Source organism: Ornithinibacillus sp. FSL M8-0202, from assembly GCF_037975285.1.
GTDB lineage: Bacteria > Bacillota > Bacilli > Bacillales > Amphibacillaceae > Ornithinibacillus > Ornithinibacillus massiliensis.
In genome coordinates this window covers 3,573,286-3,591,512 of sequence record NZ_CP150248.1, presented here as the reverse complement: position 1 = coordinate 3,591,512, position 18,227 = coordinate 3,573,286, and the positions used below count along the sequence as shown (strand labels likewise).

Annotated in this window: 19 protein-coding genes and 1 other annotated feature; of the genes, 2 read left to right on the top strand and 17 right to left on the bottom strand. The window is 35.8% G+C overall.

Going from position 1 to position 18,227, the window contains the following annotated elements:
- Positions 1 to 72: 72 nt before the first annotated feature.
- On the bottom strand, positions 73 to 708 hold the full coding sequence (locus MKY78_RS18095; RefSeq protein ID WP_339214647.1) for an NfeD family protein: 636 nt from the start codon (positions 706 to 708) through the stop codon (positions 73 to 75).
- 78 nt (positions 709 to 786) lie between these two features.
- Here MKY78_RS18095 and MKY78_RS18090 point away from each other — a divergent pair, with 78 nt between their 5' ends.
- Positions 787 to 1,116: a hypothetical protein gene (locus MKY78_RS18090; protein ID WP_339214646.1), complete on the top strand. Its 330-nt coding sequence runs from the start codon at positions 787 to 789 to the stop codon at positions 1,114 to 1,116.
- Between the two features lie 43 nt (positions 1,117 to 1,159).
- On the opposite strand, the gene MKY78_RS18085 is transcribed toward MKY78_RS18090, so the two are convergent.
- Entirely contained in the window at positions 1,160 to 1,531 is a 372-nt protein-coding gene (locus MKY78_RS18085) for a hypothetical protein (protein WP_339214645.1), read from the bottom strand.
- 175 nt (positions 1,532 to 1,706) lie between these two features.
- Here MKY78_RS18085 and MKY78_RS18080 point away from each other — a divergent pair, with 175 nt between their 5' ends.
- The gene (locus MKY78_RS18080) at positions 1,707 to 1,991 is read left to right on the top strand and encodes a DUF2624 domain-containing protein (RefSeq protein ID WP_339214644.1); all 285 of its coding nucleotides are present in this window, start codon (positions 1,707 to 1,709) and stop codon (positions 1,989 to 1,991) included.
- Positions 1,992 to 2,191: 200 nt separating this feature from the next.
- Here MKY78_RS18080 and MKY78_RS18075 read toward each other — a convergent pair whose 3' ends face one another.
- From MKY78_RS18075 to era, 15 genes are all read right to left on the bottom strand, one after another.
- The gene (locus MKY78_RS18075; protein WP_339214643.1) at positions 2,192 to 3,085 is read right to left on the bottom strand and encodes a deoxyribonuclease IV; all 894 of its coding nucleotides are present in this window, start codon (positions 3,083 to 3,085) and stop codon (positions 2,192 to 2,194) included.
- A gap of 18 nt (positions 3,086 to 3,103) precedes the next feature.
- On the bottom strand, positions 3,104 to 4,414 hold the full coding sequence (locus MKY78_RS18070; protein WP_339214642.1) for a DEAD/DEAH box helicase: 1,311 nt from the start codon (positions 4,412 to 4,414) through the stop codon (positions 3,104 to 3,106).
- Between the two features lie 37 nt (positions 4,415 to 4,451).
- A complete protein-coding gene (locus tag MKY78_RS18065; protein WP_339214641.1) occupies positions 4,452 to 5,579 on the bottom strand; it encodes a Nif3-like dinuclear metal center hexameric protein in 1,128 nt (375 codons plus the stop codon).
- Positions 5,563 to 6,273, bottom strand: a complete 711-nt coding sequence (locus MKY78_RS18060) for a tRNA (adenine(22)-N(1))-methyltransferase TrmK (RefSeq protein WP_339214640.1) — start codon at positions 6,271 to 6,273, stop codon at positions 5,563 to 5,565. Before MKY78_RS18060 ends, MKY78_RS18065 begins: the two co-directional genes overlap by 17 nt.
- A gap of 76 nt (positions 6,274 to 6,349) precedes the next feature.
- Entirely contained in the window at positions 6,350 to 6,715 is a 366-nt protein-coding gene (gene cccA, locus MKY78_RS18055; RefSeq protein ID WP_339214639.1) for a cytochrome c550, read from the bottom strand.
- A 76-nt stretch (positions 6,716 to 6,791) separates the two neighbouring features.
- Complete coding sequence (locus MKY78_RS18050; RefSeq protein ID WP_339214637.1) at positions 6,792 to 7,343, bottom strand: hypothetical protein; 552 nt, start codon at positions 7,341 to 7,343, stop codon at positions 6,792 to 6,794.
- A gap of 85 nt (positions 7,344 to 7,428) precedes the next feature.
- Entirely contained in the window at positions 7,429 to 8,550 is a 1,122-nt protein-coding gene (gene rpoD / locus MKY78_RS18045; protein WP_186869936.1) for an RNA polymerase sigma factor RpoD, read from the bottom strand.
- A 28-nt stretch (positions 8,551 to 8,578) separates the two neighbouring features.
- Complete coding sequence (gene dnaG, locus MKY78_RS18040) at positions 8,579 to 10,387, bottom strand: DNA primase (RefSeq protein WP_339214635.1); 1,809 nt, start codon at positions 10,385 to 10,387, stop codon at positions 8,579 to 8,581.
- 780 nt (positions 10,388 to 11,167) lie between these two features.
- Positions 11,168 to 11,968 (bottom strand): pyruvate, water dikinase regulatory protein, encoded by an 801-nt coding sequence (locus tag MKY78_RS18035; protein WP_339214633.1) that lies wholly within the window; start codon positions 11,966 to 11,968, stop codon positions 11,168 to 11,170.
- Positions 11,969 to 11,987: 19 nt separating this feature from the next.
- Positions 11,988 to 12,617: a helix-turn-helix transcriptional regulator gene (locus MKY78_RS18030; RefSeq protein ID WP_186869939.1), complete on the bottom strand. Its 630-nt coding sequence runs from the start codon at positions 12,615 to 12,617 to the stop codon at positions 11,988 to 11,990.
- A 175-nt stretch (positions 12,618 to 12,792) separates the two neighbouring features.
- Entirely contained in the window at positions 12,793 to 14,877 is a 2,085-nt protein-coding gene (gene glyS, locus MKY78_RS18025) for a glycine--tRNA ligase subunit beta (protein ID WP_339214632.1), read from the bottom strand.
- A complete protein-coding gene (gene glyQ / locus MKY78_RS18020) occupies positions 14,877 to 15,755 on the bottom strand; it encodes a glycine--tRNA ligase subunit alpha (RefSeq protein WP_339214630.1) in 879 nt (292 codons plus the stop codon). The genes glyS and glyQ overlap by 1 nt, the downstream gene beginning before the upstream one ends.
- Before the next feature lie 194 nt (positions 15,756 to 15,949).
- Positions 15,950 to 16,126 (bottom strand) — a binding site (T-box leader).
- A gap of 54 nt (positions 16,127 to 16,180) precedes the next feature.
- A complete protein-coding gene (gene recO / locus MKY78_RS18015) occupies positions 16,181 to 16,924 on the bottom strand; it encodes a DNA repair protein RecO (protein ID WP_339214628.1) in 744 nt (247 codons plus the stop codon).
- A 26-nt stretch (positions 16,925 to 16,950) separates the two neighbouring features.
- A complete protein-coding gene (locus tag MKY78_RS18010; RefSeq protein ID WP_186869943.1) occupies positions 16,951 to 17,103 on the bottom strand; it encodes a YqzL family protein in 153 nt (50 codons plus the stop codon).
- A 172-nt stretch (positions 17,104 to 17,275) separates the two neighbouring features.
- Entirely contained in the window at positions 17,276 to 18,178 is a 903-nt protein-coding gene (era, locus tag MKY78_RS18005; RefSeq protein WP_339214626.1) for a GTPase Era, read from the bottom strand.
- Positions 18,179 to 18,227 lie beyond the last annotated feature (49 nt).

Sequence of the window (18,227 nt, the reverse complement as noted above, 5' to 3'; positions counted from 1 at the left end):
CGACAAGAAAGTACAAATTCATCCAATAAACGTATTGTGTGTAAAAGGCAAAAAAAAATTCTTAGGAGGCTTCTAAGAATTTTTTTTACGTTCTACTAATATTTTTGTTCCATCTACTTCCGTTACGACAACCTCTGTTCCTTTTGGTATCCATTGACCATTCGAAATAGCACTATAATCTTTATTTCCAAGTCGTATCGTACCAACCGGACGTAAATCATTTAATGTAACCGCTTCTTGATTTAATAACGTTTTATATTCAGCATTGATAGAATTATATCCAGCCTCACTAGTCAATTTATCCTTTAAGGTAATCTTATTCCACATATCTCTACGTTTAAATACTTTTAAGAAAAACAGTGATCCTGCTGCCCCTAGTATTACCCCTAATACCGCATATGCTCCGGCGGCAAAATTTGGTGCCGGTAACGCAACTGCTGCGATCATGGCAGCTGTTCCAATAGTTGCTAAGGTTCCATCATTTAATACTTTACCATCTATAATGATAAGTGCAATTCCAATAAAATAAATGACAAGCATAAGAATAAGGGAGTCCGTTTCCAAATATACTGAAAAATAAACCGTTATAAATCCTATACCTAATAAAGCAAATATACCACGCATATTTACTAATATTTCTCCAATTAAAAATAATGTTGCTAAGCCAGTGATGATAATAGCAATCCACTCTTGAGAAAATATTTCCATATTCTTCTCCCTCTCCAAATTAATCTTACTTTATATACGTTTGTAAATAATAAATGGTTTCATAATAAGGAGTAACTCATGAAAAAATTTATTCTTACTGTATGTATTATACTATTATTGATTAGTATCTATAAAGACTTAAACACCGGAACTAACATATCAAAGCAAAATGAAAGTCAGGATTCTTCCCTAACTGAAAACACCGCTTTTGAACCAATCAAAATAAAAACAGAACGAGGTGACACAGTGCTCAGCGTCACCGAACGACTTAACCCAACGATACACAATATAAATATAGAACAAATACGCATAGATTTTTCTACATTGAATCCAACAGTAGACCCTGATCAACTGCAAGTGAACCGCTATTATTTCTTTCCAAAATATAATGGTTATGGAAATAATTAGTCGAAATATAAAAGAGGCCAGGTAGCGAACCTAGCCTCCTCGTCTATACGAAAGGTAATATAAACAGTGTAATGATAATGGAGATTGCGCCTGCTACGATTGCAATATTACCAAGGGTATTTGCATGGCGATTCTTTGCCATAAACCCTACAACAATCCCAGCACCGCCTAAAAGAATTGGTGCCCAGAAGAATGAGGCAATAGATAACACTAAGGCTATCCAACCGATTGAAGTATTCGCTTCACTTTTTTCCTCGTCAAGGGCTACATTTCTGTAGTCATCTGCTGTTAATTCAGCAGCTGTTTCCTCATCACGGCTACTGTAATAAAGTCCATCCACGTGACGTGATGAAATATCGTCTTCACCATGCTTCGGAGCGTTCTCCACATTATTGGTACGAATTTTATCGTCCATGATTGACCTCCTTCTATAAAATGATGAGGTGCAATTATAGTTTATGATGAAAAACGAATCTTATAATGTTACTTTTTACCACCGTGAGAATTAACCATTTTCCATAAAACGGTGAGAACAAGTTGATAAAAGTAGCTGGTAAGCATATAGTGGTAAACAAAGAGAGGTGTATGTTATGTCAGTGTTTATAAAACAAATTATTCTCAATAAAATGAGACAAATTACTGCGGAAGATATTTTACAATATTCAGGGGAATACGGGTTTACGATTACGAGACAGCAGGCCGAGGAAATTGCCAATTATGTTCATACTAAAAAAATTAATCCATTTGACAAAAGAGAGCGAGAAAAGATGCTCCACGATCTAAGTGAAATTACCGATCGCCAAACCGCCTTAAAAGCTGATAGACTTTTTCATGAATTAATAAAATCATACGGACTAGAGCATTTATTTAATTAAAAAAAGCTACCTAGGTAAGAAATTTACCTTCTAGGTAGCTTATCTATTTACGCATGATAAAACAAGTTTAAGTAAAGAACAAGAGGCTGAGACAGCGATACTCGAACCGTATCCCAACCTCTATGGCTTAATAATCGAATTAAACCGGACACTAAACATCATGATAAACTTGCTAATCATCGTCTTGGCATCTCGTTAATTTATTGATTCATAATTATTTCTTGTAATTCCGGGTTAAATGACCCATTTCGAATCATTTCTATTTCAAATTTATATGGCGCTTTTTTACTCTTCTTGTCTAAACCTACATAAGGTGTTTCCAATATTTTAGGTAGTGTCGCTAATTGCGGGTGATGGATAATATAATGTAGTGCATCAAACCCAATATGGCCAAACCCTATGTTTTCATGACGATCCTTATGTGCTCCTCGCTCATTTTTAGAATCATTTACATGGACGACCTTTATTCTATCCACACCAATAATTTTATCAAACTGTTCTAGAACACCATCAAAATCATTCACAATATCGTAACCAGCATCATGAACATGACAGGTGTCAAAACATACGGATAACTTATCGTTATGGGTAACACCCTCTATAATCTGGGCAATTTCTTCAAATGTTCTACCTATTTCTGAACCTTTTCCAGCCATTGTTTCTAACGCAATCTGAACTTTATCATCTTTCTCTAATACTTCATTCAAACCCTCAATTATCTTTTGAATTCCTTCTTCTGGTCCAGCACCTACATGGGCACCTGGATGAAGTACAATCTGTTTTGCACCAATAGCTTCCGTACGATCGATTTCACTTCTTAAGAAGTTAACTCCTAATTCAAAGGTTTCTGGTTTCGTTGTATTTCCAATATTAATAATGTACGGTGCATGGACAACAATATCCTGAATACCGTTTTCCGCCATATGCTTAAGCCCTGCTTCAATATTTAATTCTTCGATTGGCTTTCTCCTCGTATTCTGTGGTGCACCAGTATAGATCATCAACGCATTTGCGCCATAAGAGACCGCTTCTTCACTTGAAGCTAGCAACATTTTTTTGCCGCTCATTGAGACATGCGAACCAATTTTTAACATAACGACTTTACTCCCCCATTATTTCTTTCTATTTTTACTTTTAATCATATTTTTCTTAATGGATTCCTGTTGTCTTTTCATCTTTTTCTTATAGCCCGGTTTTACCTTCTTAGGCTTACGAACCTGCTTCCATGCTTCTTTTTCAACCTCTGTTGTTGTCTTCAGACGCAGATTTCGTTCATTCCATGCTTTTGCATCTTTCCACTCGCCATTTCTTACATCATAAAAAACAAATTCTAATCCTTTTTGTTCAAGCTTTTCGATTAGCTTGATATCTTCTTCTCGATATAGGCTAATAGCAGTTCCTTCCATTCCAGCCCGTGCTGTTCTACCTACACGGTGAATATAGAACTCTTCCTCTTTCGGAAGTTGTGCATTTATGACATGACTTACTCCTTTAATATCAATTCCTCTTGATGCTAAATCAGTAGCAACTAAATATTGATATTTAAGACTTTGAATCTCTTTTAAAATCCGCTTTCTTTCCCGAGGTGTAAGCCCACCATGAATAATCCCTACATTAAGACCTTTTTCTAACAGTTTTTCATGAAGTTTATCTGCATTCTCTTTACCGTTAGTAAAAATAATGGCTAGATAAGGATTGATTGCCTCGGATAGTTGATAAATGATTTCATCTTCTGCACGATGCTTAACAGCAACTAAACGGTGCTCCATTGTTTCAGGAGATAATTCATTAGCAATCTTAACATGTAGTGGATTTTCTAAATACTTTTTAAAGAAGTGTTCTAATCGTTGTGGAATGGTTGCAGAGAATACCATTAATTGTATATCTTGCTTACAACGAATTAATAATTGATCTAATGTCTCAATAAAACCTAAATCAAGCATTAAATCCGCTTCATCAATGACAAAGGAAGTAGCAGAATAAATCGATATCGCTTCTTCTTTTACTAAGTCTAAAATACGACCAGGGGTACCTACAATAATATGTGGAGGCTCTTTCAATTTATCAATCATCTTTTGTTTATCGGTTCCTCCAACTAACAGCTTCGTTTTCCACTCCTCTTCTTTACCGGCTAATTTGATAATTTTTTTCACTTCATCATATAGCTGTGTCGCAAGTTCGCGTGTTGGTGCTGTGATTACACTTTGTACTTCTTTTTTACTCGCGTCTAATTGATTAAAGATTGGAAGTAAAAAAGAGTGTGTTTTTCCTGAACCAGTATGGGATTGTCCAATGACACTTTGCCCTTTTAAAATAGCAGGAATTATTTTCTGCTGGATTTCTGTTGGTTGCTTAAATTCCAAGCTTTCAATTACACCCAGTATAATTGGGTTGAATGATATTGATTTAAATGTCTTATTCATACGATTACTCCTTTAAGTGCCTTACCAAACTAAATTACTATCGATATTGAAAAGGGTCTGTATTCGTCTCCGAAACAATTATTTCAAGTGATTTATCTAAGGTTGCATCTTCTTTGATTTGTTGTTCTAAATATTGTTTCGTAGCAGACTTCATGACTTTTTCTATATAATGCCCAGCATCAATAACAGAAATTCCCATTTCAATCGCTTCTTGTGCTACATGGAATGTCATATCCCCAGTAATGTAAACATCTGCCTTCTTTTGTAATGCAGCGTGAATATAATTTTCACCACTTCCACCTAACACAGCTACTCTTTTAACTTTACGGTTATAATCTCCAGATACTCTTAAGTGATCCACCTCTAGTACTTGCTTTACTTTTGTCACAAATTCATCTAATGACGTTACTTCCTTTATATTTCCAACTCGGCCAATTCCAAACTTCTCACCTTCATTTTCTAATGAAATGACATCATATGCCACTTCTTCATATGGATGAGCAGCAATCATTTCTTTTAATACATTGGAAAGAATTGTATGCTGGACGATTGTTTCCACTTTCACCTCTGGAACCATCTCAAGTTGATTCTTTTTCCCGATAAAAGGATTCGCTTCATCTAAAGGCATAAATGTGCCCGTCCCTTTGGTCTGGAATGTACAATGACTATAATGACCAATGTGGCCAGCCCCTGCATTAGCTAGTGCATTTGTCACAACTTCTATATGGGTTTCTGGTATATAGACAACAACTTTACATAATGAATCTTCATTCGTTTCTATTAATACTTCCTTATCTTCAAGACCAAGTAAATCAGCTAATAAATCATTTACGCCACCTTTTGCAACATCAAGGTTCGTATGTGCTGCATACACGGTAATATCATGCTGAATTAGCTTTCTAATCATTCTTCCACGCCAGTTGTCAATATTAATTTGTTTTAGGGGTTTGAATAATAATGGGTGATGTGCAATGATTAAATCGACCTTATTTTCAATTGCCTCATCTACTACAGACTCTAGTACATCTAATGTAACCATGATTTTTTTTACTGGTTTATTGTATGAACCTACCTGTAAGCCTATATTATCCCAATCGTATGCGAAAGCTTTTGGAGCCCATTTCTCCATAAGGTTAAAGATATGTGCGTTAGTTGTCTTGGTCATAACGTAGCACCTCCTCAATCCAACTTAATTGCTCCTCAAATTTCCCTATTTTCATGGTATCTTGTACTTTAGCTTGCTTCATCTGACGAATAACGTTTGTTAATTTATCTCGTTCAGACTTCCATTTTTTAAAGAACAATGCATCTCGTCGGTTTAATAAAATCGGGCCAAAAAGTAATTGTTGCTCGGATAGTGTTTCCTTATCATTTGACCGTTTCCCAACAATAATTTCATAGATATGTCCATTTTCTTCTAGTATAGCTTCATCCCCAATAATAAAACCATTCTCTATGTACCAACTACGTACATTTTTTTCATCGACATTTGGCTGGGCAATAATTAAATTGACATTATTGAGCTTGTCCTTCCCATTTTCTAGGATCGAACGGATTAACGCTCCACCCATACCAGCAATAACTACCTGATTCACTTCTCCTTGTTGTAGAACAGCCAAACCATTACCTAATCTTGCTTCAATAACATCCTGTAGCTGGTAGGTGTTAATCGTATCGATTGCACTAGATAGTGGTCCTTCATTTACTTCTCCAGCAATTGCTCTTGCGGTCGAATCATTACTGCATACATAACAAGGCAAGTACGCATGATCAGATCCAATATCGGCAAAATGTGCTCCTTTTGGTAAATAAGAAGCGACCTTTCGCAGTCTATTAGATAACTTTATTTCCTCTGCCATAACTAGCCTCCTCTTTCAAATACATAATAAAAGAAAAGCTTTCTGTATTATATCAGAAAGCTTTCCCCGACACTATTTATTTCTTCTCACTTAACCATTCAGAAATAATTGCAATTTCTTCTTCAGCAAGCTGCCCTTGTTGAGCTGGCATTCCGCCTTCTGTACCATTGGTAATGATATCTTTAATTTCATCTAAAGATAATTCAGAACCAACTGCATCTAAAGCAGGTCCCATACCACCAGAAAGGTCTGCCCCATGACAATGTAAGCAACTCGTTTCATAAATCTCTTCCGGATCTTCCATGATTACGTTATCAGCTTGTCCTTCGTCCCCTTCAGCAATCTGTGTCCTTTGATGATTACCCACAAAAGAAATAACAATTACTGCTAGTACCCCGACAATGGCAATCATTGCAAAGGGGATTAATGGGTTTCGTTTCATTAGTATTTCCTCCTTATGTATCCCCAGAATAAAAAATTATTCCACATAGCTATATCTATTCTATATGAAAAATGCTTTAGTTGAAAGAAAAAAGATGTGAAAAATTTACGAACAATAACAAAATAATAGCTAAAACACTTGACAACATTAAATAACGATAGCGAAGTTTTTTCCCTAACCAATACCAAAATACAAAAATTAGCAGAAATATCGTTATGGTAACATATGGGTTTATTTGAAGTGCATTCGTAATTAAATCTGTAGTCATTAATAATATAACTAGTGGAACAATAACTGAAATATGTACATAGTTTATCTTATTCCTATAAAAATAACGAAACACCCAAATAGAATATCCCAAAAAAAGAACTAAAATACTCAGTTGCAAAATGAAACTAAATTGAGTAAAATAAACTACAAGAAATGAAAACGGTACCATTAACACTAAAAGGATTAGCTGAATATAAAGGAAAGGTTTATACTTTTCCTTCTTTATATCCGATAACGAATTATCGTTCCCTTGTGTATATAATGCTAACAAGAAATCACACTGTGATTCAGGAAGTAATTTATGCTCCTTCCAATACAGGATTTCTTTTACAATGGTACTAGTACGATCATCTGCCAATTTCATCACCCCGATGCAGATTTAACGACATACAAAAAAGAAAGAAGGAAAGTCATTGCTCTTATACGACCAATGACCAACCCAATTAATCTAAAAAGTCTTTTAACCGTTTACTACGACTAGGGTGTCTTAGCTTACGAAGTGCTTTTGCTTCAATCTGACGAATTCTTTCACGAGTTACACCAAATACTTTACCGACTTCTTCTAAGGTACGAGTGCGACCATCATCTAGACCAAATCGTAATCGAAGAACATTTTCTTCTCTGTCGGTTAATGTATCTAATACATCTTCTAATTGCTCTTTTAATAATTCATAAGCAGCATGATCAGAAGGTGAGATTGCTTCCTGGTCTTCAATAAAGTCACCTAAGTGTGAATCGTCCTCTTCACCAATCGGTGTTTCTAATGAAACAGGTTCTTGTGCAATTTTTAGGATTTCACGAACTTTATCAGGCGTTAAATCCATTTCTTCACCAATTTCTTCTGGTGTTGGTTCACGACCTAGATCCTGTAATAACTGTCTTTGAACACGAATAAGTTTATTAATCGTTTCAACCATGTGTACAGGTATACGAATCGTTCTTGCTTGGTCAGCAATAGCACGAGTAATGGCTTGGCGAATCCACCAAGTTGCGTACGTACTAAATTTAAAGCCTTTACGATAATCAAATTTTTCAACAGCTTTAATAAGACCCATATTACCTTCTTGGATTAGGTCAAGGAATAGCATTCCTCTACCGACATATCGCTTAGCAATACTTACTACTAAACGTAAGTTAGCTTCTGCTAGTCGTTTCTTAGCTTCCTCATCACCTTGTTCAATACGAGTAGCTAACTCAATTTCTTCTGTAGCAGATAATAAATCCACACGACCGATTTCTTTTAAGTACATTCGTACCGGATCATTAATTTTAATCCCTAGTGGTACGCTTAAGTCATTGATATCAAATTCTTCTTCTTTTTCGATTTCTTTCATTTTCGGGTCATCATCAGACTCACCAATTACATCAATACCTTGATCAGCAAGATTTTCATAGAATTCATCCATTTGATCTGGCTCGATTACAAAGCTAGATAGGCGATCTGCGATTTCCTCGTAGGCAAGTACACCACGTTTCTTACCAATCTCTACAAGCTGTTCTTTCGCTTGTTCTAAAGTTAACTCAGGCTCATTTTCTTTTGTTTGTGAAGTATTATTGTCAGCCATGAGTCCCCCTCCTTCCATACTACTTAAATCAATTTAAATGCTTAACTTGTCTTTGTAATTCTATTATCTTTAGTGCAATTTGCGCTGCTTTAATTGGGTCATTCTGCTGTTCAGCTAATCGTTGTTCGGCTTTCAGCTGCTTAATGCTTACCCCTGCACTACTTTCATTACGAATAATCTGTATATAATCATTAATTTCTCTATCACTAATTTCCGTCTGGGTAGGAATTAACGCAAGTTCAATAACCAATTTCCTTAATTTCTCATCTACGATACGTTCAATGAATAGGCTAACATCTTCCAGGTTATCCTCTTCATAAAACGCATATAAGTGTGTAGCGATGATTTTGTGATCATCAATATTGAAGGAAACGCCAATATCCTCCTGGACCTTATCAGCGATGGACCGATTCTGAAGCATGTAAGCCAAGAGCTGTCTTTCAGCATTATGGAAAGCTGGTAATAATTTACCTCTTGACTTTTCTACCCTATTAGTATATCTGTCTTTTTCCCTCTTATCCTTACTGGTACCGAGTTTTTGTCGGTATTGTTCTATTTCTCCTAATAAGGATTCCATTGAAATATTATATTCTGTACTTAGTTCTTTTACGTAAAATTCTCTTTCAACAGAACTATCTAGGTGAGCAATTTCTTTAAGAACTTCTTCTAGATACTGGAGGCGATCACCTTCAAGACTTAAGTTAAAGTCTTTTTTTAAATACTGCATGTAAAAACTCATAAAGGTTTTACTTGCTCCAATAACCTCTCGCTTAAAGGCTTCTCCACCAAATTTTTGAATATAACTATCGGGATCAAGTTTATCCTTTAAGCTCGCAATTTTCACTTGACAGCCAATCTCCTGAAGTAATTTCGCCGCTTTATAAGTAGCTTCCACTCCAGCATTATCACCGTCATAACAAATTACAATAGTTTCCGCGTATCTTCTAAGAAGCTTCGCTTGTACTTCGGTAAGTGCTGTCCCCATGGTAGCTACCACATTTTGGACACCAGATTGAAATGCCGTTATAACATCCATATATCCTTCAAACAAGACTACCTCATTTTGTTTTCGGATATATTTCTTTGCTAAATCAAAGTTGTATAACATTTTACCTTTTTGAAACATATCGGATTCAGGACTATTTAAGTATTTTGGTTCCTGTCCCTCCATTGCCCTTGCACCGAATGCAACCGTTCTACCTAGATGATTTCGAATCGGGAATATAACCCTTCCTCTAAATCGATCTATAACGGAATCATCTTGTCCCCTGGTAAGAAGGCCATATTTTACTAGCATTTGCTGATGAAAGCCTTTCTTCTGCAAGAATGTAGCTGTAAAATCCTTCGTATTAGGTGCATACCCAAGTTGAAACGTATCTATCGCTTCATTAGTAATACCCCTCTCCTGAAGATAATCCAAACCTACTTTCCCATCCTTAGTATAACGTATTAGATGGTGATACAGTTTCGTTAACCATTCATGTGCAGAAAGTACTTGTTGACTTTCTTTGGATAATGAAGATTCTTGTTTAATGGCATGTTCAGGAAGCTCAATACCAGAACGATCTGCAAGATGCTTAATTGCTTCAAAAAAGTTAAAACTTTCCATCTCCATTAAGAAGGTCACTACATTCCCTCCCTTTCCACAACCAAAGCAATGAAAGATTTGCTTTTCTTGTGTTACAGAGAAGGATGGTGATTTTTCACCATGAAAAGGACAAAGTCCAAAATAATTCCTACCTTGTTTCTTTAATTGGACATATTCACCAATCACATCCACGATGTCATTAGCATTACGAATTTGTTCAATTAATTCATCAGATATTTGGTTCGCCATATAAACCACCAGATTTCAGGATTTCATATACTATTTATTCGATATCCTCCTAATAAAATCCTTCATATTTCGACAAGTTTTTTGAGATAGTCGAAAAAAATTCCTTCTATTATGAAAAACGCTTAGAAGGATATAGAAGTCATCTTGATTTGCATTAGGTTTGTTTTACTGTATAATCCTAAAATTTATAGCCTAGACTGTTTTTGATAAGTCTAATAATACTATTCTACAAAAAAATGCAGATTCCTTCTTTAAAATGAATGTTTTATTTTTCAGAATATCTCCTAAAGTTTCTTTTGTACTATTCTATACAATATCAAGTATTTTTACACAAAAATTTATTATAATACATTTCCTTTAAAATTACTATTAATTAAATTAAAATATGCAAGTTTTTTTATTACTTTTTTTAAAACCGTAGTAAAGAGGCCGGGACAAAAGAATTTATCTAAAAGGAAAAACCAAATGATACGCAAAGACCTCGCTCCGGAAATATACTTGCGGTTGCTTCCAGCACAGGCGACATCTGCTCGATAAAACCATCGCAGTGTCTACCTTGCACTTTATCACAGTATAAGTGCGACATCTGCTCGAAAAGACCTCGCAGTGTCTACTTTACCGCCGGGCGGCTGCCTTAGCCTCTTCGTGCTACTTCTTTAGGGGTCTCAACCTTGCCCTTTCCTCCCGCAGGAGTCTACGTATATTTCCGGAGCTAGTATCCTGTATCATTCGGTTTTACATTTAATTCTTTTCGTTTTGTCCCAGCCTCTAACAAACTAATTATTCTTTTATTAAACGTAAAATGTGGTTGGCTGTTTCTTCTACGGCTTTATTGGATACATCAACAACACTACATCCAATTCTTTCCACAATTTTATCAAAATAATCTAATTCTTGATGGATTCTTTGAATGTTGGCGTAGGTTGCCTGATCTCCCAAACCTAACGCCTTCAATCTTTCTTTTCGAATATCATTTAGCTTAGTAGGTTCAATGCGTAATCCGATACATTTCTTTGGATCTACCATAAATAATTCCTCAGGAGGTTCAACTTCCGGCACGATTGGTATGTTGGCTACTTTCAATCGCTTATGTGCAAGAAACTGAGACAATGGTGTTTTAGATGTTCTGGAGACACCAATTAATATGATATCCGCTCTAGAAATTCCTCTTGGATCACGTCCATCGTCATATTTCACGGCAAACTCAATTGCTTCCACCTTTTTGAAATAGTCTTCATCTAATTTATGAACTAATCCTGGCTCTTGACGAGGCTTTTTGTCAAAGAAACGTTCCATCGCTTGAAGCATTGGCCCCATAATATCAATTGCCTCTATATTTAATTCAATTGCTTTTTGATTCAAATAATCACGCAACATTGGATCTACTAGCGTAAACCCTATGATACTTTCCGCATCCTTTGCCCGAAATAAAACTTCGTCAATTGTTTTCGTATCTTCAACATACGGTACACGTTGAATATCATAATGATGTGTAAATTGACTTAATCCCGCTTTTATCACCAGTTCTGCCGTCTCGCCCACAGAATCGGATAGGATAAAAACATGCTTTTTACTATTCATTCGCATCATCCCCCTAGGGTTAGATATGATTATCTGTAATTAATTCGACAAAGACATTGGTAATTGTCGTTTTCGTTACCCGTCCAACTACCTCTAGACCTTTTGGTGTGTCCTTTACGACAGGAACCCCATCAATTTGTTTATTAATAAGATTCTTCGCTACATCAATTAACAAGTCTTCTTTTCTGCACACGGTAATATTGGGCATCCTTGTCATAATAATATGGACCGGTAAGGCACTTAAATCTTGCTTCCCAATGGCCGCACGTAGTAAATCTTTTCTCGATACAACGCCAATTAGACATGAATGTTCATCCACGATAAACAATGTGCCAACATCCTCTAGGAACATGGTCGAGATGGCATCATATACCGAAGCACTTTCTTGCACCACAATCGGTATCGAATGATATTCATGAACCTTAAACTTTTTAATCTTCTCTGTTAATAATTCCGATCCAGTTTTTCCAGTGTAAAAATAACCAACACGAGGCCTTGCATCTAAAAATCCAGCCATTGTTAATATTGCAAGATCAGGCCGTAATGTCGCTCTAGTCAAGTTTAATTGTTCCGCAATATGCTCACCAGTAATTGGACCATTATTTTTAACAATTTCTATTATTTTTTCTTGTCGATTGGATAATTCCACTATTTCACACCACCCAACGGTTTTAGAAAAACCTGCATTTTCTAAGTGAATGCAATTAGTTTTCCTTATGCAGATAGCCTGCTTCGTAATACTTCACTACCCGCCAAATAAGACATACTATTTAATAATATTATAGCCCACTTACACCGGAAAGAGAAATTAGTATGTCTACTTTTTAAAAATGCTGTTTCCACTCGATTGCATTTAAGTTTGCAAAGCTATTTAGTAATATGGCAATACGATTTAATAATGCCAATCGATTTGTTTTTAATCGCTCATCCTCTGCCATTACCATATTGTTATCAAAGAATTGATGGATAGGCTCTGCTAGCTTCTCTAGTTGAGCAAATGCTTCCTGATAATTATCTTTCTCTATCCATGATTGATAGCTCTGTTCTATTTTCTCATATGCTTCATATAATGCTCTTTCGGAATCTGTTTCAAAATAAGTAGCATGTACTTCTGTTTCATCTGTTTTCGAAGCTAAGTTTAATACCCGTACCAAAGCTTCTTGAATCGGTTTAAAGCTTTCATCATTACGTTTTGATGATAAAATGCTAGCCTTCTGAATGATAGCTGACATAACACCAATTTCCTCACCAGTTATTGCCTGAATAATGTCTTGTTCAATGCCTCTTTCTTTTAATACAAAGGCAACTCTTTGTTGTACAAAATCATGTAATTCTTGCTGTACCAATTCTAGATTAACATGTTCTAGATTCAAGGACTCATAAAGCTCAACGGCTATGTTAAATAGTTGATCAACTTTAATTTCCCAGCCCCGTTCATTCGCTATACGTAAGATTCCAGTTGCTTGACGGCGCAATCCGTATGGATCCTGGGACCCTGAAGGCTTCAGGCCGACACCAAGGCATCCTACTATTGTGTCTAATTTTTCCGCAACACTTACGACTGAACCAATCAATGTCTCTGGTAATTGTCCACCTGCACTTGTCGGCATATAATGTTCTTTAATTGCAACTGCAACAGCTTCATCTTCTCCAAATATCCGAGCATATTTTTCACCCATTATACCTTGAAGCTCGGTAAATTCACTTACCATATTCGTCATTAAATCAAATTTAGAGATTTCAGCAGCACGCATAATCTGGTTCTTTTCATTCTCATTAATAGCGATTGCCTCTGCTATCTTCTTAGAAATACTGATTACGCGATTAACTTTATCATAAATAGTTCCTAGTTTTTCCTGGAAAACAACATTCTTTAATTTTTCCTGGTAAAAATTGATTGTCTGCTTCTGATCCTCTTCATAGAAAAATTGCGCATCAGACAATCTGGCTCTCAATACTTTTTCATTTCCTTTAATTACTGTTTCAATAGCATGGCTATCTCCATTACGGACCCCTACAAAGTAAGGTAGCAATTCCCCAGAATTAGATTTAACTGGGAAATAACGTTGATGTTCCTTCATGGACGTTACTAACACTTGTTCAGGTAATGGAAGAAATTCCTTTTCAAATGATCCAACAAATACTGTTGGATATTCTACTAGGTTCTTTACTTCCTCTAATAGATCTTGTTCGATAGGCACTAGAAAGTCATGCTCATTCTCTATTTGTTTAATCCCATCAAGAATCATTTTCTCTCTCTCATCTGCATCGACAATGACAAAGCTATCTTTCATTTTTTCCTTATACTCTAAAGGAAGTTGAATCGTAATTTTATCACCTAAGAAACGATGTCCAAATGTTTCATTATTAGTTTGCACTTGTGCAATAGTAAACGGTATGATCTCCTTATCATAAAGCGCTACTAACCAGCGAATTGGTCTAGCATATCTCATGGATTGCTCGCCCCAACGCATGTTTTTGCCAAATTGGATAGACTCAATGATACGCTTAAACTCTGGTAATATTTCCTTTGTTGGTTTCCCTTCAATTACTTTCTTAACAAATATATAAGTAGTACCCTTTATATCCTTTGTATAAATATCATCTACTGATTTACCTTGTCCTTTAGTAAAACCAATAGCAGCCTTCGTCCAATTACCAGCTTCATCTTTGGCAATTTTAATAGCGGGTCCCTTTGCTTCTTCCTCAATAGTAGCTTGATTTTCATCCATATCTTGAATAAAAATTGCTAGCCTTCTAGGGGTTGAATAGGTTTCGATTCCTGTATAAGTAATCCGTTGTTCCTCTAACCAGCTTCTTGTTTTATCTTCCAATTGCTTTTCAGCATCATCAATAAATCGTGCTGGAAGTTCTTCTAGACCTATTTCAAACAACACATTCTTAGCCATTATTTTTCCTCCTTCTTAAGCATAGGGAATCCTAAACGTTCTCGTTCCGCAACATAAGCTTTTGAAATGTTACGTGCTAGATTTCGAATTCTTGAAATGTATCCAGTTCGTTCTGTTACTGAGATTACACCTCTTGCATCTAACAGGTTAAACGTATGGGAACATTTCAGTACGTAATCATAAGCAGGGAAAATAAGTCCTTTTTCCATCGTTTTTTGTGCCTCTTCTTCATACATTGTAAATAAGGTAAATAGCATATCAACATTAGATTCTTCAAATGTATAAGTTGAATGCTCAAATTCAGGTTGTTTAAAGATATCTTTGTAAGTAAAGCCCTCTGTCCATTCTAAATCAAATACATTCTCTTTATCTTGAATATACGATGCTAGTCGCTCAATTCCATACGTTAATTCAACGGTTACCGGATTCGCTTCTAACCCGCCAATTTGTTGGAAATACGTAAATTGCGTAATTTCCATTCCATCAAGCCATACTTCCCAGCCAAGGCCAGCTGCTCCAAGAGTTGGATTTTCCCAGTTATCTTCTACAAATCGAATATCATGTTCTAGTGGATTGATCCCTAAAGCCTTTAAAGAATCTAAATATAGTTCCTGGATATTATCTGGAGAAGGCTTAATCACAACCTGGAATTGATGATGCTGATACAGACGGTTTGGGTTTTCCCCATATCGTCCGTCATCTGGTCTACGGGACGGCTCTACATAAGCAACTCTCCATGGCTCTGGACCAAGACTACGTAGTAATGTCATCGGGGACATTGTCCCAGCACCTTTTTCAACATCATAAGCCTGCATTAAAATACAGTTCTGTTCTGACCAAAACTTTTGCAATGTTAAGATCATATTTTGAATATTCATGAATACTACCTCCGTTTAGTTTTTTTAGGATAATCTAATAAAGAACTTTTCAAAAGAGAGTGACATAAGCGTTCCTATCGCTTTACTCATAAAACACGAATCTCCATCGTAAGGATAAACAACCGGTACTATGGCCGGGAACCACTTACTCTAAATCAAAAAACCCGTCCCTATGCCTATAAATAGCTTATAGACATAGGGACGGGTTTAAATCCGCGGTTCCACCCTATTTGCTTTATTGATTCATAAAGCCACTTTACTCGTTCATGCTCCAGAGCGCCATTCCTAACTGCCCCAATACCCAGCTCTCACCACCCTGGATTCGCTACTAATGGTAAACAGAAAGTACTCTTCTCTTTCATCACAATCTATCAAATATGTATCATATTACTTTATTCATGTGGTATTTGTCAATATAAAGGTCATTATTGCAGCTTATCAAGCTGATTAAGAAATTTTCTAGTCTTTAAATAATACCCTCCATAGCGGTCATAGTAATTATCTAACAACCCTCGTAACAATAGCTTGTTTTCTTCTTTAACCGATACATTGCCTACTCTTTCTAATCCAACACTGGAGAAAATATATAATAGCTTTACGACCGAATTCGATAACGGAACAGACTCAGGATCGAAATGACGACATTTCGAACAAAGTAAGCCACCTTCTATCATAGAAAAGGTAAAGGGAGGATTTTTCTCACCACAATGTGCACAACAGTCCACCGTAGGAGCAAAACCTCCGACCCGATATAACTTCATTTCATACATCATGAGTGGTATATCGACGTCATGATGATTACTTATCCATTCCAACGTCTCCGTTAATTGTGTATATATCTCTAAATTAGGTACATGTTCATCAAGCAGCTTATCTGTCAGCTCCATTAAATAGGCAGCATAGGCCGTCTTTATAATGTCCTCTCGAATAGTTCGGTATGAATCAATAATTTCTCCCTGTTGTATATTGCTTAAACCTTTATTAAGATAAAGAAAAAATTGACCATAAATGAATGGCTGCGTAACAGCAGCCATCCTGCTTTTAGGTTTCTTTGCACCTCTTGCAATTGCAGAAAATTTACCTATTTTTTTACTGAATATCGTAACAATTTTATGTGTTTCACCATAGTCTTTTGTTTTTATTATGATACCATCTATTTTCTCTAGCATACATAGTCCCCTTTATTCACTGCATGCTACATATTTGAATCAACCGGTAAGTTCTCCAGATTATTTTCTGAGCCATTTTCTAAATTTAGCTCTTGAGGTTCACTTTCTAACTCTTTCATCAATAAATAGGTCTCAATATTTCCTGTTTGACTAAATAATTTCCATACTAAGTCGATCACAAGAAAACACACCTTTCTTTATACTTTTCTACAAGTATCTTTTCTAAGTTAGAATACTGCTTACTTCCTAAATTAATCTGGATACATAGGTTGCATGACAGGCAATCCATGTTCCGGATATGCTTATCTTCTCCACTCTAAGAGAAAGAATGAGTTATAATTTTTTCCAACTTTAATACTCATCTTGGCGGAATCCATATTCAAATAATTGGCTTTGCTTATTTCTCCAGTCTTTTTGTACTTTTACCCAGAGTTCGAGATAAACTTTAGAACCTAATAACGCTTCAATATCCTTGCGTGCTTCTTTCCCGATATTCTTCAGCATGCTTCCTTGTTTACCAATTAATATCCCTTTTTGTGATTTCCTTTCTGTCACAATTACTGCTTGTATAAAAATGGCATTTGATTCACGTTTCTCGATGTTTTCTATTACAACAGCGATAGAATGTGGTACTTCTTCTCTTGTTAAATGAAGTACCTTCTCTCGAATTAATTCACTAATGATAAACCTCTCCGGATGGTCCGTTACTTGATCCGCCGGGTAAAATTGTGGCCCCTCTGGTAGATGGTTTTTAAGTACGTCCAAAAGATGGGTAACATTATTCCCTTGCAATGCTGAAATAGGAATAATTTCTTCAAAATCATATTTTTCTTTATACAATTCAATTAGTGGTAATAGCTTATCCGGATGTACTAGATCGATTTTATTTACGACAAGGAAGACTGGACTTTTTACACGTTCAAGGCGATCCATAATAAATTGATCCCCTTTACCATATCCCTCATCGGCATTTATCATAAACAGTACTGCATCAACTTCATTCAAGGTATTTTCAGCAATTTTAACCATAAAGTCACCTAGACGATGCTTTGGCTTATGTATTCCTGGGGTATCGATAAATATAAATTGTGCATCTGATTGGGTTAATACACCTTGAATTTTATTTCTAGTTGTTTGTGGTTTATCACTCATAATGGCTATCTTTTGACCAATTACTTTATTCATAAATGTTGACTTCCCAACATTTGGTCTACCAATAATAGCTATAAATCCTGATTTGTAGTTGTTTTCCATGTATGAAATTCCTCCAAGAAGTTTATTGTTTACGATTTTCGTTTCTATT